Genomic DNA, 12,478 nt, shown 5'->3' with positions numbered 1-12,478 from the left:
TTTAACTTATGTAAGTTTTATTTAACCTCATTTTATAATTAACAAAAAGGGTCAGGAAAAGGAGAATCGCAAAAATCGCAAATATTATTTCCAGTCCTACAAATCCCGACAGGGCTCCTGCAAATATAGGCATTATTGCAAGACCTCCATAAGTATAAGTGCTATAGAGACCCATTGTGATACCTTTGTTCTTACTCATGGATGCCAGCAGTGTTGGCAATCCGACCATTGCAAGTCCCGAACCGGATCCCAGTAACGCAAATCCTACAAAGGGCAACCATATCGTCGCCAGAGTTCCTGAAGCTGCTATCACAATGCCCATATTGATCATTTTTTTTGATTCCATGGATGTATGTGATATCCAAATGGAAGATATCATTGTGCTGACATAGCTTACAGCAATGGCAATTCCCAGTTCGGCTTTGGAAAGCATGCCTGTACTGTAATCAGGATACAAAGCAAGTAATACACCATTGGTACCTATCAGTACAAAAACTATTATCCATATGCCCGTATAAGATTTGTCTACCAGAAATCCTGAAGTTGTGAAGATCTTTTGTCGGATTTCAGCAATAATTGGAGACTGCAATTTTTCTTTATCCCGGCCATTTTTGTACAGGTATCCCATCCCCGCAATAAGGGTCAAGAAAGATATAACTGTAAAAGCCATGATACCATACTTTAAGCCCATGGTAGCCAAAAGACCACTTAAAGCAACACCTGCAGCAAGTCCTGCATTTAATAGGAAATTAAATTCTCCCATATACTGTTTTCTCTTGTTGAATGAACCAAGATAAGAAAATGCCGCAGGGAAAAATGCACCACAAGCAGTCCCTTCCATCAATCTTGCAAGGATCAGCAGGTGAATATCATTGGTATAAAGCATTATAACTCCTGAAAAAAAGGTTAGCACCAGGCTTATTGTCACAAATCTCATAAAGCCATATCTCTCTGCCAGTATTCCAAATGGCAGCATCGTAAGCAGAGCTCCTATAAAGTAGGCAGAAAAAAGAAGACTTGACAATTCGACTGCATGATTTCCAGATCCAAGTCCTGCAAGTTCAGGAAGAATAGGTATCACTGCATTGGACAATCCCATTATAGTAAATATAGATAAATAAACAAGTAACCTACCTTTTTCCATCCATCTACCGCCTGTTGAACTGACTGCACAATGGAGGAGTATATTAATAACAGTTGCTATTGCCATCTGAAAATATTATAACAAATAGAAATTCTCAGAAAAATGAATATTCAAAATGGCCAGAATGTGTTCGAAAAAAGTTAGATTAATAAGCCCTTTGTCAACGCAGGACTCGGTATTTTCGGAAGAACATCGAAGATTTAAGTACAGAAACGGTCCCGTTATTACGTTTGACGATATAATCTCCCGCTTTGCCGTTTACGGTTCCTCTCTTTGTTTCCACACTGAAGTCTGTCAACATCTTTAAAGCGTGACCCACCGGGTTTTTTTCGTTTGTTTCCATCATTTCCGAAACTATAGTCTCTTTACTTAGTTCACTCATATTGAAACCTCCCTAGAATAGACCCGAAAATAATTATGATACTATAACGTATATACCTAACCGATGAATTAAAATTTTTAATTATTAAACATTCATTAATTTGCAGACATTGCATTTATCCCCTAATAAAACCAAGTGATATTTATGATCATTACCCTAATTGGAATGGCCGGTGTCGGAAAAAGCACTATTGGGAAACTCCTTGCCTCCCATTTAGGCTATAAATTTGTTGATGTGGATGACCTTATCAAGCAGAGAATAGGCGGACCTTTACAGGATTATCTTGACGAAAAAGGAGATTCAGCTTTTATCAAAGTTGAAGAGGATGCCATACTAGATTTGGATTTAGAGGATAAAATAGTGATTTCTACAGGTGGTAGTGCAATTTATTCGGAAGCTGCAATGGAAATCCTTTCTGAAAAATCTTTGATTATACTTCTTGATGATACCTTTCCCAATATAAGAAAAAGAATATCCCATCCCTGGAAAAGGGGGATTGTGGGTTTCCGGGAAAAAGGAATTAAGAAATTGTATTTGGAAAGATGGCAATTGTACCGGAAATATGCAGATATTGTTGTTGACATCAATGGAATGGCAAACAAAAAGAAAGTGGTAGACGATATTGTGGAAAAGAGTAAAGAACTCTGTAATTCCACTTTTGACACTTTCAGTTTGTGAGTGCCTGTATTGGTGCCGGGATACGCCCTGCCTTTTTAACAAACTCTTCAGAACTGAATTTGTGGACAGGCATGACCGGACAGCTTCCAAGCAATCCTCCGTACTCAACCATATCTCCTGTCTTTTTGCCCGGTGCAGGAATGATGCGCACTGCTGTTGTTTTTCTGTTTATCATTCCTATAGCCATTTCATCGGCCATAATTGCCGAAATCGTAGAGGCTGAAGTGTCTCCGGGAACTGCAATCATATCCAATCCCACCGAACATACAGATGTCATTGCTTCGAGCTTATCCAGTTTCAGTGAACCACGTTTCACAGCTTCTATCATTCCTGCATCCTCACTTACAGGTATAAAAGCCCCACTTAGTCCGCCTACAGAAGATGATGCCATTGCACCGCCTTTCTTCACCGCATCATTCAACAATGCAAGAGCAGCTGTGGTTCCGTGGGTGCCACAGCTTTCCAGCCCCATTGCCTCAAGGATAGCTGCTACACTATCACCAACTTCAGGCGTGGGTGCAAGTGAGAGGTCCACCACTCCAAAATCAGCTTCCAGTCTGCGGGACACTTCCCTGCCGGTCATCTCTCCCATTCTTGTGATTTTAAAGGCGGTTTTCTTTATACACTCAGCAATTTCTCCAAGGTCAGGATTATCCAGATCCCTTATAGCAGAATTTACAACACCAGGACCGCTAACACCAACATTTATGACGCAATCAGCCTCGCCGACTCCGTGAAAAGCACCAGCCATAAAAGGATTATCTTCCGGGGCATTTGCAAAAACTACTAGTTTAGCACAGCCAATACCTTCCCTGTCCCTGGTAAGGTCTGCAGTTTCTTTAATCACTTTTCCCATAAGCTTCACAGCATTCATGTTTATGCCGGCTTTCGTAGTTGCTACATTAACAGAAGAACAAACCTTTTCCGTAACTGCAAGAGCCTCAGGGATTGCATTAATAAGCCTTCTGTCACCATCTGTCATTCCTTTATGGACAAGAGCGGTGAAACCACCTATGAAATCAACTCCGATTTCATTGGCTGCTCTGTCAAGAGTCTTTGCAATGGAAACTATCTCTTCCTGTGTGAATGTTTCTGCAATTGTGGCAATTGGTGTAACAGATATACGTTTATTGATTATGGGTATGCCATACATTTGTTCGACTTCGTCTGCAACATCAACCAGTTTGCTGGCGCAACGTGTCATTTTCTCGTGAATGTTGTCATTGAAAGTCTCAATATCAGGATGAGCACAATCTCGCAGGTTGATTCCCATTGTGACAGTTCGTATGTCAAGGTTCATGCTGGAAATCATATGAATGGTTTCCATTATTTCTTCAGGATGAATGAACATTTATACCACCTCTTTTGGGAATTCAGATACGGTGCATGAAACGGAATACATCGTCTTTCTGTACCTGGATCTCAACACCAAGTTCATCTCCAGCAGCATTTATTGCATTCTGGAACGCATTAAGGTCAAATCCCTTTTCTTTTGACTCTGTTAGCATTATCATGGTGAACAGATCTTCCATAATAGTCTGGCTTATATCCACAATGTTCACCTCGAATTGGGCCAGTATATTTGTTATATGTGCTACTATCCCGACTTTGTCTATTCCAATTACAGTGATAACAAAACGTGTGGATGTCATAATCAGTTCTCCTCGATATGTAGAATACGGTGGAACTACGATTTCATCATATTTAATAATGCATCAATATCTAATAATGCATCAAGTTACATGGCGAATTAATAAATGTATAAATTTAAAGGAACTAAAAGTAAAATAATATTTGGATTGAATAGAATACAAAACTAAAAGAACTTAATAGTCAAAAAATTTAATTCTTAAAATGACCTATTGTAGATTGGCCAGTTTACTTAAGTTTACTTGTTTAATTATAAAAAACAATTTTTAATAAGTGTTATATATGATGCAGTTGCAACTTTCAGCTACAAGATAAAAAGGTGATTAATACATGCCTTGCTGGGAATATGATATAAAACCAATAAGAACTGATGATTGGAGTAAAACCAAAGACGAATTAAATGAAATGGGCAATGAAGGTTGGGAATTAATCAAGTTCTGTGGACCTCTGGACGGGCAGGGAGCTTCTGATGCTTTCTTCAAAAGGCTTGTTGATGAAGCAAATATCTGAGTGATCTTCACTCTCCCATTTCATCCATATCTTTGCATATGCAAAATTTGCATAATGCAATTTCCACATCTTTTTGTTTGTTTTTCGCGGGACAATAATACTCATTATCTTTTTTTGCGATTTTGCGACCTCCGGGGAATTCCATGTTTAAAGGGTGGAGGGGTTTACCCGCAACAAATATGAGATATATTGAAGTTAATTTGGCCAGATCTGCGAACAACCTGTTTTTTTCATTATCTTCTTCCTGCATTAAATCTATACGCTGAATTAGTTCCAGGCAATCTTCCCTATCAAAAGTTGAGAGTTGAGTGGTTGCATTGTATCTTTTTATCTCCTCTATGGTTTCATAAAGATGCCTGAATAACTCCTCTCCATATATCTGCCTGTATTTTGGAGGGAGGTTTTCAGTACTTTGCAACATAAGAGACCTTATTTTCATAAAATCTGAAGGAGTAAACCGGTTTGCCTTCTTCTTTAGATTGGAAATTAATTCTTGTTCATTGTCTAAATGGTCGCAGATCATACTTATTTCCAGCCGCATTTCCCAGAACTACATATTCCCATTTTTTCGAAATATTGCTGATGATAATCTTCTGCAGGATAAAATTCAGAAACAGGCTCGATTTCTGTAACTATAGTCTTGTATTTGCCTGATTCCTGTAACTTATGAAGGCAACTCAAAGCGGTTTCCTTTTGTTTTTTGTCATGATAGAATATAGCAGAGCGATATTGTGTTCCAATATCCGGCCCCTGCCGATTAGATGTTGTAGGATCATGAATATTCCAGAAAATTTCCAGCATTTGTTCATAACTTACAATTTGTGGATCGTAAGTAATCTCAACAGCTTCAGCGTGGCCTGTACGCCCGGTACAAACTTCCTTATATGAGGGATTGGGTGTACTCCCTCCCGTGTAACCAACCCTTGTGCTAATAACGCCTTCAACTTCCCTGAATGCTGCCTCTATTCCCCAAAAGCATCCGGCAGCAAATGTCGCTTTTTCCATAGATTTCAAACTCATTTATAATCCCCATAATCTTATTGGTTTTCTGCCAGATATAATTATTCAATATCTCTAGGGAATGGTTTATATACTATGTTCGCATATGTTCGAACAATCTTTTTTTACTACAACGGGGAGGTAGAGAACATGAATGATCGCAAAAAAGATGACAACAATAGAGACGAAAACAATTCTTTCGAAGACATCGAAGACCTTCTTCAGTATGTTTTTGAAAAGATGAGAGAAGGTAATGACAATAAGCCTTTCGTATATGGTTTTTCCATTGCTCATAACCCTATGAATAATGATCAATTCAATGAACAGTCACCGCCAGAAGAGGAAACACCAGAGGATGTTTTTGTAAAAGACCAAACTCCCCTGGTTGAAACATTTAAGACCGACGATGATGTTTACGTGACAGTTGACGTTAAAGTTGACGAAGACCTTGTATCAATTAATTCACGTCACAATGAAGTAGACATTTCGGTCCATTTCCCGGACGCAGGCCGTACTGAGACACAACACGTAACTCTGCCTGCAAGCGTTGATCCTGATAGTGAGTCGATAAGTTGCAGCCATGGAGTTATGGATATCAGGTATAAACGAAGAGTGGCTTCCACTTTGAATTGATTTTATTTTAACTTTATTTCTTCTACTTTCATTGCAATTTAAGAGATTTTTTCATCACAGGAGCATAAGTCTGCCTGTTGGTACGCATTAAATAGGAAGATTTTTATCAGACATATGCTAACCTGAGTTACTCAATAAATAATACTGTCTAAATATGCAATTGTATGCATATTGCATATGTCCCAGTATACAATATAGGACGGATAAGAGATGAAAAATCTTTTAAAAATGCTAATGATAGCTGTGGTTGTCTTTTCTATTCTGGCAGTTTCAGGATGTAGTGATAACCAGGAAGAAACGTCTGTAGAAGAAATGCCTACTTATGTCGTAGGTACCGAACCCACTTTTCCTCCATTTGAAATGACTGACGACTCTGGCGAAATTGTTGGTTTTGATATTGACCTCATAAAGGCAATTGGTGAAGACCAGGGTTTCAATGTGGAAGTTCAGCATGTCGGATTTGACGCCTTAATTCCTGCTCTTTCAAGTGGTAACATCGACATAATAGCTTCGGGTATGACAATTACCGATGAGAGGGAAAAGGAAGTAGATTTCAGTGAGCCTTACATCAATGCAGGATTGGCTGTAGCCGTTGCATCAGACAATGATGATATTTCCAGTATGGATGACCTTCAGGGCAAAACCGCGGCAGTACAGCTTGGATCCACAGGCGCAGCCAAGGCCAATGAACTCAAAGATGCAGGCGTCCTGAGTGAAGTAAAGGAATTTGGCGCCGTTAATGTTGTCATGATGGAACTCATCAATGGTGGCGTAGATGTTGTTATCAACGATCTGCCCGTGACAGAGTCCTATATGATCCAGCAGGATGGGCAGATCAAGATAATCAATGATCAGCTAACCAGTGAGTCATATGGTTTCGCAGTAAGAAGTGGCAATGAGGAACTTCTTACCATGATAAATAACGGATTGCAAAATGTCGAAGAAGACGGCACCTATGACGAAATCCAGGCAGAGTATTTCAGCTGAAATTCTACTGAAGCAGCATTTGGTATGCTGCTTTTCTTATAATAGGTGATGTTGTGAGCATTCTTGAATCCTATGTAGGCCACATTGTTGCTGTAATGCCAAGTTTGTTACAGGGCGCTCTTATCACCATCGAAGTTACCTCACTTTCAGTCTTTTTTGGGACAATTATTGGCATATTTGTGGCTCTGGGGAAGATGTCTTCCCGAAAAGCATTGCGATGGCCATCGATGACATATATTGATGTTATCCGGGGAACCCCCTTGCTTGTCCAGATCCTGCTGTTCTATTACGGAATACCTGGATTGATAAGTAGCATGACAGGCCAGCCACTGCGTATAGACCCAATTCTGGCAGGCGTATTTGTCTGTAGTATAAACAGTGGTGCCTATGTTGCAGAGATTGTGCGTGCAGGAATCCAATCGGTGGACAGGGGACAAATGGAAGCAGCCCGGTCTCTTGGTATGACTCACAGTCAATCAATGAAAAAGATCATACTGCCCCAGGCATTTAAAAATATCCTCCCTCCGATGGGAAATGAATTCATTGTTCTTCTGAAGGATTCCTCACTTCTGGCAATCATTGGTGTACCGGAACTTCTGCAGAGTGGCCGTTTGTATATAGCAACAACTTTTGCATCATTCCCAGTTTATATTGGAGTGGCTCTTGTATATCTAGTGCTTACCCTATCCATATCCAAACTGATCGATTATCTTGAAAGGAGGCTTGGTGTATCTGATTCACGTAACTGATCTCCATAAAAGTTTTGGGAACAATGAGGTTCTCAGAGGAATCTCTGCTGAAATAGAACAATCAGAAGTCGTTTGTGTAATAGGACCATCTGGTTCAGGCAAAAGTACTTTTTTGCGCTGCCTCAATCTACTTGAAGTGCCTACTTCAGGGGAAGTATGGATAGATGGAGAATTAATTACTGCCTCCTCAACTGACATAAATAGCATTCGTGAGGAAGTAGGAATGGTATTCCAGCACTTTAACCTCTTTCCCCATATGACGGTGCTGAAGAATGTCTCACTTTCTCCCATTATTGTGAGGGGTATGAATGAAGAGAAAGCAAATACCCGTGCGATGGAACTCCTCACGAAAGTTGGATTAAAGGACAAAGCAAATGCTTATCCAGCCTCCCTTTCAGGCGGCCAGAAACAGAGAGTGGCAATTGCAAGGGCCCTTGCAATGCATCCGAAAGTGATGTTATTTGATGAACCCACTTCTGCATTGGACCCTGAAATGGTGGGGGAAGTACTGGCTGTCATCCGGGACCTTGCAAAAGAAGGTATGACCATGGTTGTCGTCACGCATGAAATGGGTTTTGCAAGAGAAGTAGCTGATAGGGTCTTCTTCATGGACGATGGCTTGATAGTGGAAGAAGGTAGTCCTGAGGACCTTTTCACAAATACTCGCCATGAAAGGACAAAATCTTTCCTCAGTAAGGTTTTGTAACTTTCTTTTTTTATTCGGTATTTGTTATTATTATTTAAATTGTACTTTAAAAATATACTTTGAATAATATATGTGTTAATATGCTTATTGTGATATGTTTTAAAAAAAGTATATTATACAGTATCTATACTTTGAAATACAAATTAAATCCTTATACCACACTATATTATATATACTAAAAAATATATTTTATAATATGTCCAATTGCGTATTGTGTACGCACTTTATTACAAACAAAGCCTGTAATTCTCATTTTAAAAAATGTAGTATATACGAGCCAATCACGAAAAAGTGAGATGTAAGAAAGTAGATGAATATTATAATAGTATATTTATGTATACTTAATTGAGTCAATACTCCTATAGGTATTGAGTCAAAAAAGATATAAAAAACATAGCAGAATTTCCTGCCTTATCTCAACCTTGAATTAAGAATCGGAAGAACATATACAAACAATAGTAAATAATTAAATTATAAGGCTATATTTATATTTACTTTTATTATGCACTACCTATACACCCAATGGACAAAAAATACCATATAACTTATAGATATCTTTTCCACCATTGTGACTAGGGGCATGCCACAAAAATAATATTTCTATTATCTTATTAGAATGGAGATCTTTCAGGCTAAATTATATGCCAGAACCTAAAACTCCGTTTATTCATATAATATATATGAATGATTTCTCCAACCTGGTATAATGCATAGATTCAGTTAGTTCATTTATTACAACTACTATAAGAATACAGTAGGTTCACTCCACTACCTCCCCATTTAGTGCACAAAAAAATAGAAGAAACGCATATTTATCAAAAAACAATATTCCATTCATATATTATATGTAATATACTCAAAATCATCTATACAATATTTAATGTGCCAAACTCACTAAATTACAACCCACTTCACAAGATATACATAATAATAAAATTCAAGTTGTTTTAAAAGAAAACATATTAAATTTATTAAACGCATAAGTAACAAATATAATAAGTTATCTTCATTAAAAAACAATCAATGTCATTAAAAAACAATCAATGTCATTAAAAAACATTACCTAAAATGGATGAGTTTTAGTAATTAAAAAATATTACATATTATAAAATTAACTGTATATTATTCTACCAAACAATCTCAAAATAATTTCAATGTAGGCCAACCCAACATCACCATAAATTTAACAACTAACATAAAAGAAAATATTTTGTCAGGAATGAGTTAGCAAAAAGTGAGATTTAAATCTCCAGATAATAACCAAATAATTCATTGAACAGCGAGTATTTTTTTCTTGCATTATAGAGATACTGGCGAACATAGTTTTCACCCTTTGATTTTTGAATCATAGCTTCAATTTCCCTGGGCGAAAAAACAGTTTCCAGTTTTACTGCTGCAATGTTTTCAATATCTGATATAGATTTACTTTCAATTAAATTGACACTGTTTTGTGAGGCGTCATCGATAATTGACACCGGGTACTCCCCAACCCATTCCCATGCAGGATCAAAAAGAATTATCCTTAAAAGAGAACAATCACCACAGCGACATACTACTGCCGTATAATCCTGAAAATTGTGATAAGTGAAGGAAAACAACGGACCTGCACACTCACTGCATACACCCATTTCATTTTCCTCTTCTTCAAAAGGAGGAATTAATCTATTATCATCTATGCACAATAACTTATTTGGCAGTGAATAGCGCAAGGTTGATTTATCAAAAGAAACTTTCATTATATTAGGCCTCTATTAAGGTTACAGAAACAACATTACTTTACAAACATATAAATAGTTTGATTGTATATATATGAATTAATACATAGATAGGGGTAATTCTATGAAAGCTATTAGATCTAAAATAAAAAACCGTCTCAAAAAGTTCGTAGAACTTGACGTGAGCGGACTGCGTACCCATATACTATCTATTCTTCTCAACGTAAAACAGTTTACGGTTGATGATCTTCACGAAAAGATCAACAAGCAGTTCGACGCATCCAGAAGTGTAGTGGCCTCTATGGTTGGTTATATACATTCAAAGTTGGGTATTCTGAGATCCCATAAGGAGTCATACAAGACACCTACAACATACTCACTAAAAGAAGAGTATGTAGACTTGATACAGAATGCCATTACCGCGCGAGAAAAACCATCTACATGAATGATTATTCATGGTAGCAATAAAGGATGCTCCACGTACATCCACAACCCTCATAATACGTTCTGATTCAGGATCTCGGATTACCCACTCCAGGGATCCCTATTATAGCCTCATGCGCAGGCTTTTTCAGGAAGATGCTACTGCACGGCGCGGACAGCAATTTCTGACTATAATCGAAGAACGCCAAAAGAGTGGCAATGCTGTTAAAACAAGTGAATGGGAATCAATAATGAAAGATCTGGACGTTGGTCGAGCATCTTTCTATGCAATGCGCAACAAATTACTTGGCGCGGGACTCATTTCTAATAAGAATAAGGAATACCGTTTATCTAGTCAGTTCAGTAAAGATCTTATAGATATGGCCAACTGGTGGTCTACTGCTATATTAAATAAAGACCCGGATGAATTATAAATCCCGATAATTTTATATACTAAATATCCAATGTAGGATACGTTTTCGTAGCAGCCCGGTAGTGTAGTGGTCAATCATGTGGGACTCTGGATCCTGCAACCTCGGTTCGAATCCGTGCCGGGCTACTAACTTTTTTTGCTAGATTTTTAAGTATTTGTTTTATTGCCATATAACTAATCGTAAGTGCAACATATAAATATATACAATAGATACTGAAATATTAATGATACTTAAGTAATCTCCAATATACGATATGTTGGAGGCAATAACATTAAGAATACGGAGAATAAACCGAATACAAAATGTGTCGAAGCTGCATTAAGAAAGCGGACACATGATCTGGAAGAGCGGGTCAAGGAACTAGACTGCCTCTACCAGATATCCAGAATTGTCGAAAGGGGACGCAATTTGGATACAATTTTACAGGAAATAGTGGACTTCATTCCTTCTGCATGGCAATACCCGTACATATCTTGCTCAAGGATTGCCTTGAAAGAAAATACATTTACAAGTCCGCATTTTCAGGAGAGCCGGTGGAAACAGGCCGCCCCACTAATCGTTCAAAACGAAAATGCAGGTTGTCTCGAGGTTTTTTATCTTGAAGAAAAACCACATGCATATGAGGGTCCTTTCCTCAGGGAAGAACGCAATCTTATTGATGCCCTGGCGGAAAGGATAGGAGACGCTATCGAACTGATGCGTGTAGAAAAAGAACTCAGCAATTACCGCAAGAACCTGGAAGAAATCGTAGAAAAACGTACTTCTGAACTAACCCTTGCCAACCAGCAACTACAGAAGGAAATTGCTGAACGGGAAAGTGCCGAAAGGTCCCTCCGTGAATTTGAAGATATGAGGATAAAAGAGATTCACCACAGAATAAAGAACAATCTGCAGGTAGTCTCCGGACTGCTGTATCTTGAATCGACAAATTATAATCCCAATAAAGTAGTCGAAGCTTTCAAACAAAGTGAAAACAGGGTGCGTTCTATAGCCCTTATACATGAAAAGTTATACCAGTCCTGCGACTGCAAAACCCTCGACTTTTTGGATTATGTTAATGAGCTTATGGAATATCTTATACATTCCTATGATCTTGATACTAACAAAGTAATTGTAAAAGTCAATGTGGATAAAGTCCATCTTGAGATGGACAGGGCCGTACCCCTTGGAATCATAATCAATGAGCTGGTTTCCAATGCCCTGCAACATGCTTTTAATGAAGGACAGGATGGTGGAATCGAAATTCATTTCGCCAAGAAAAATAATGATTATAGCCTAATTGTGCATGACAGTGGTGATTTTCCCAAAGAAATAGATTTCAAAAATTCAGAATCCCTTGGTCTTCAACTTGTAACAAATCTTGTTGCCCAGATAGATGGCACAATAGACCTGAACACATCTGAAGGTACTACTTTTACGATACACTTCTGAATACAGGAAAAATCATATCTGACCTAAAAAGTAATGA

At 38.1% G+C, this 12,478-nt stretch carries 16 protein-coding genes and 1 tRNA gene; 10 read left to right on the top strand and 7 right to left on the bottom strand.

Annotated elements, in window-relative coordinates; genetic code table 11:
- Nucleotide 1: 1 nt before the first annotated feature.
- Both BKM01_RS04955 and BKM01_RS04950 read right to left on the bottom strand, forming a co-directional pair.
- A complete protein-coding gene (locus BKM01_RS04955; protein ID WP_072360987.1) occupies nucleotides 2-1,144 on the bottom strand; it encodes an MFS transporter in 1,143 nt (380 codons plus the stop codon).
- A 160-nt stretch (nucleotides 1,145-1,304) separates the two neighbouring features.
- Nucleotides 1,305-1,526: a hypothetical protein gene (locus BKM01_RS04950; RefSeq protein ID WP_072360989.1), complete on the bottom strand. Its 222-nt coding sequence runs from the start codon at nucleotides 1,524-1,526 to the stop codon at nucleotides 1,305-1,307.
- 144 nt (nucleotides 1,527-1,670) lie between these two features.
- Here BKM01_RS04950 and BKM01_RS04945 point away from each other — a divergent pair, with 144 nt between their 5' ends.
- The gene (locus BKM01_RS04945; RefSeq protein WP_072360992.1) at nucleotides 1,671-2,204 is read left to right on the top strand and encodes a shikimate kinase; all 534 of its coding nucleotides are present in this window, start codon (nucleotides 1,671-1,673) and stop codon (nucleotides 2,202-2,204) included.
- On the opposite strand, the gene BKM01_RS04940 is transcribed toward BKM01_RS04945, so the two are convergent.
- Both BKM01_RS04940 and BKM01_RS04935 read right to left on the bottom strand, forming a co-directional pair.
- Nucleotides 2,194-3,555 carry a PFL family protein gene (locus BKM01_RS04940; protein ID WP_072360995.1) on the bottom strand — a complete coding sequence of 454 codons (1,362 nt, stop codon included), beginning with the start codon at nucleotides 3,553-3,555 and terminating at the stop codon, nucleotides 2,194-2,196. The two genes, BKM01_RS04945 and BKM01_RS04940, sit on opposite strands and share 11 nt — an antisense overlap.
- A 22-nt stretch (nucleotides 3,556-3,577) precedes the next feature.
- Nucleotides 3,578-3,856 (bottom strand): ACT domain-containing protein, encoded by a 279-nt coding sequence (locus tag BKM01_RS04935; protein ID WP_072360998.1) that lies wholly within the window; start codon nucleotides 3,854-3,856, stop codon nucleotides 3,578-3,580.
- Nucleotides 3,857-4,184: 328 nt separating this feature from the next.
- On the opposite strand from BKM01_RS04935, the gene BKM01_RS04930 reads away from it, so the two are divergent.
- Nucleotides 4,185-4,364 carry a hypothetical protein gene (locus tag BKM01_RS04930; RefSeq protein ID WP_072361001.1) on the top strand — a complete coding sequence of 60 codons (180 nt, stop codon included), beginning with the start codon at nucleotides 4,185-4,187 and terminating at the stop codon, nucleotides 4,362-4,364.
- Between the two features lie 7 nt (nucleotides 4,365-4,371).
- On the opposite strand, the gene BKM01_RS04925 is transcribed toward BKM01_RS04930, so the two are convergent.
- Entirely contained in the window at nucleotides 4,372-4,887 is a 516-nt protein-coding gene (locus BKM01_RS04925) for a DUF2115 domain-containing protein (protein ID WP_072361004.1), read from the bottom strand.
- Between the two features lie 2 nt (nucleotides 4,888-4,889).
- Nucleotides 4,890-5,384, bottom strand: a complete 495-nt coding sequence (gene msrA / locus BKM01_RS04920) for a peptide-methionine (S)-S-oxide reductase MsrA (protein ID WP_233125708.1) — start codon at nucleotides 5,382-5,384, stop codon at nucleotides 4,890-4,892.
- Nucleotides 5,385-5,513: 129 nt separating this feature from the next.
- On the opposite strand from msrA, the gene BKM01_RS04915 reads away from it, so the two are divergent.
- From BKM01_RS04915 to BKM01_RS04900, 4 genes are all read left to right on the top strand, one after another.
- Complete coding sequence (locus BKM01_RS04915) at nucleotides 5,514-5,996, top strand: hypothetical protein (protein WP_072361007.1); 483 nt, start codon at nucleotides 5,514-5,516, stop codon at nucleotides 5,994-5,996.
- Between the two features lie 228 nt (nucleotides 5,997-6,224).
- Complete coding sequence (locus tag BKM01_RS04910; RefSeq protein ID WP_236953541.1) at nucleotides 6,225-6,983, top strand: basic amino acid ABC transporter substrate-binding protein; 759 nt, start codon at nucleotides 6,225-6,227, stop codon at nucleotides 6,981-6,983.
- Between the two features lie 53 nt (nucleotides 6,984-7,036).
- Nucleotides 7,037-7,732: an amino acid ABC transporter permease gene (locus BKM01_RS04905; RefSeq protein WP_198926192.1), complete on the top strand. Its 696-nt coding sequence runs from the start codon at nucleotides 7,037-7,039 to the stop codon at nucleotides 7,730-7,732.
- The gene (locus BKM01_RS04900) at nucleotides 7,710-8,438 is read left to right on the top strand and encodes an amino acid ABC transporter ATP-binding protein (RefSeq protein ID WP_269467115.1); all 729 of its coding nucleotides are present in this window, start codon (nucleotides 7,710-7,712) and stop codon (nucleotides 8,436-8,438) included. The genes BKM01_RS04905 and BKM01_RS04900 overlap by 23 nt, the downstream gene beginning before the upstream one ends.
- Before the next feature lie 1,241 nt (nucleotides 8,439-9,679).
- On the opposite strand, the gene BKM01_RS04895 is transcribed toward BKM01_RS04900, so the two are convergent.
- Entirely contained in the window at nucleotides 9,680-10,174 is a 495-nt protein-coding gene (locus tag BKM01_RS04895) for a hypothetical protein (protein WP_072361013.1), read from the bottom strand.
- Nucleotides 10,175-10,277: 103 nt separating this feature from the next.
- Between BKM01_RS04895 and BKM01_RS04890 the strand changes: the two genes are divergently transcribed.
- The 4 genes from BKM01_RS04890 (at nucleotide 10,278) to BKM01_RS04875 (ending at nucleotide 12,441) form a co-directional block, all read left to right on the top strand.
- Nucleotides 10,278-10,598, top strand: coding sequence for a DUF2551 domain-containing protein (locus BKM01_RS04890; RefSeq protein WP_072361016.1), 321 nt, complete (start codon nucleotides 10,278-10,280; stop codon nucleotides 10,596-10,598).
- A 10-nt stretch (nucleotides 10,599-10,608) separates the two neighbouring features.
- Nucleotides 10,609-11,010 (top strand): hypothetical protein, encoded by a 402-nt coding sequence (locus BKM01_RS04885; RefSeq protein ID WP_072361019.1) that lies wholly within the window; start codon nucleotides 10,609-10,611, stop codon nucleotides 11,008-11,010.
- A gap of 52 nt (nucleotides 11,011-11,062) precedes the next feature.
- Nucleotides 11,063-11,135: transfer RNA gene (locus BKM01_RS04880), tRNA-Gln, on the top strand.
- Between the two features lie 283 nt (nucleotides 11,136-11,418).
- Nucleotides 11,419-12,441 (top strand): sensor histidine kinase, encoded by a 1,023-nt coding sequence (locus BKM01_RS04875; protein WP_072361022.1) that lies wholly within the window; start codon nucleotides 11,419-11,421, stop codon nucleotides 12,439-12,441.
- Nucleotides 12,442-12,478 lie beyond the last annotated feature (37 nt).

This window comes from Methanohalophilus portucalensis, assembly GCF_002761295.1.
Lineage (GTDB): Archaea > Halobacteriota > Methanosarcinia > Methanosarcinales > Methanosarcinaceae > Methanohalophilus > Methanohalophilus portucalensis.
This window is presented reverse-complemented; position numbering and strand designations above follow the sequence as displayed.

Excerpts from the sequence above, each read along its gene's own strand:
- BKM01_RS04955 (WP_072360987.1), bottom strand. The coding sequence starts at position 1,144 with ATGGAAAAAGGTAGGTTACTTGTTTATTTATCTATATTTACTATAATG.
- BKM01_RS04950 (WP_072360989.1), bottom strand. The coding sequence starts at position 1,526 with ATGAGTGAACTAAGTAAAGAGACTATAGTTTCGGAAATGATGGAAACA.
- BKM01_RS04945 (WP_072360992.1), top strand. The coding sequence starts at position 1,671 with ATGATCATTACCCTAATTGGAATGGCCGGTGTCGGAAAAAGCACTATT.
- BKM01_RS04940 (WP_072360995.1), bottom strand. The coding sequence starts at position 3,555 with ATGTTCATTCATCCTGAAGAAATAATGGAAACCATTCATATGATTTCC.
- BKM01_RS04935 (WP_072360998.1), bottom strand. The coding sequence starts at position 3,856 with ATGACATCCACACGTTTTGTTATCACTGTAATTGGAATAGACAAAGTC.
- BKM01_RS04930 (WP_072361001.1), top strand. The coding sequence starts at position 4,185 with ATGCCTTGCTGGGAATATGATATAAAACCAATAAGAACTGATGATTGG.
- BKM01_RS04925 (WP_072361004.1), bottom strand. The coding sequence starts at position 4,887 with ATGATCTGCGACCATTTAGACAATGAACAAGAATTAATTTCCAATCTA.
- msrA (WP_233125708.1), bottom strand. The coding sequence starts at position 5,384 with ATGAGTTTGAAATCTATGGAAAAAGCGACATTTGCTGCCGGATGCTTT.
- BKM01_RS04915 (WP_072361007.1), top strand. The coding sequence starts at position 5,514 with ATGAATGATCGCAAAAAAGATGACAACAATAGAGACGAAAACAATTCT.
- BKM01_RS04910 (WP_236953541.1), top strand. The coding sequence starts at position 6,225 with ATGCTAATGATAGCTGTGGTTGTCTTTTCTATTCTGGCAGTTTCAGGA.
- BKM01_RS04895 (WP_072361013.1), bottom strand. The coding sequence starts at position 10,174 with ATGAAAGTTTCTTTTGATAAATCAACCTTGCGCTATTCACTGCCAAAT.
- BKM01_RS04890 (WP_072361016.1), top strand. The coding sequence starts at position 10,278 with ATGAAAGCTATTAGATCTAAAATAAAAAACCGTCTCAAAAAGTTCGTA.
- BKM01_RS04885 (WP_072361019.1), top strand. The coding sequence starts at position 10,609 with ATGGTAGCAATAAAGGATGCTCCACGTACATCCACAACCCTCATAATA.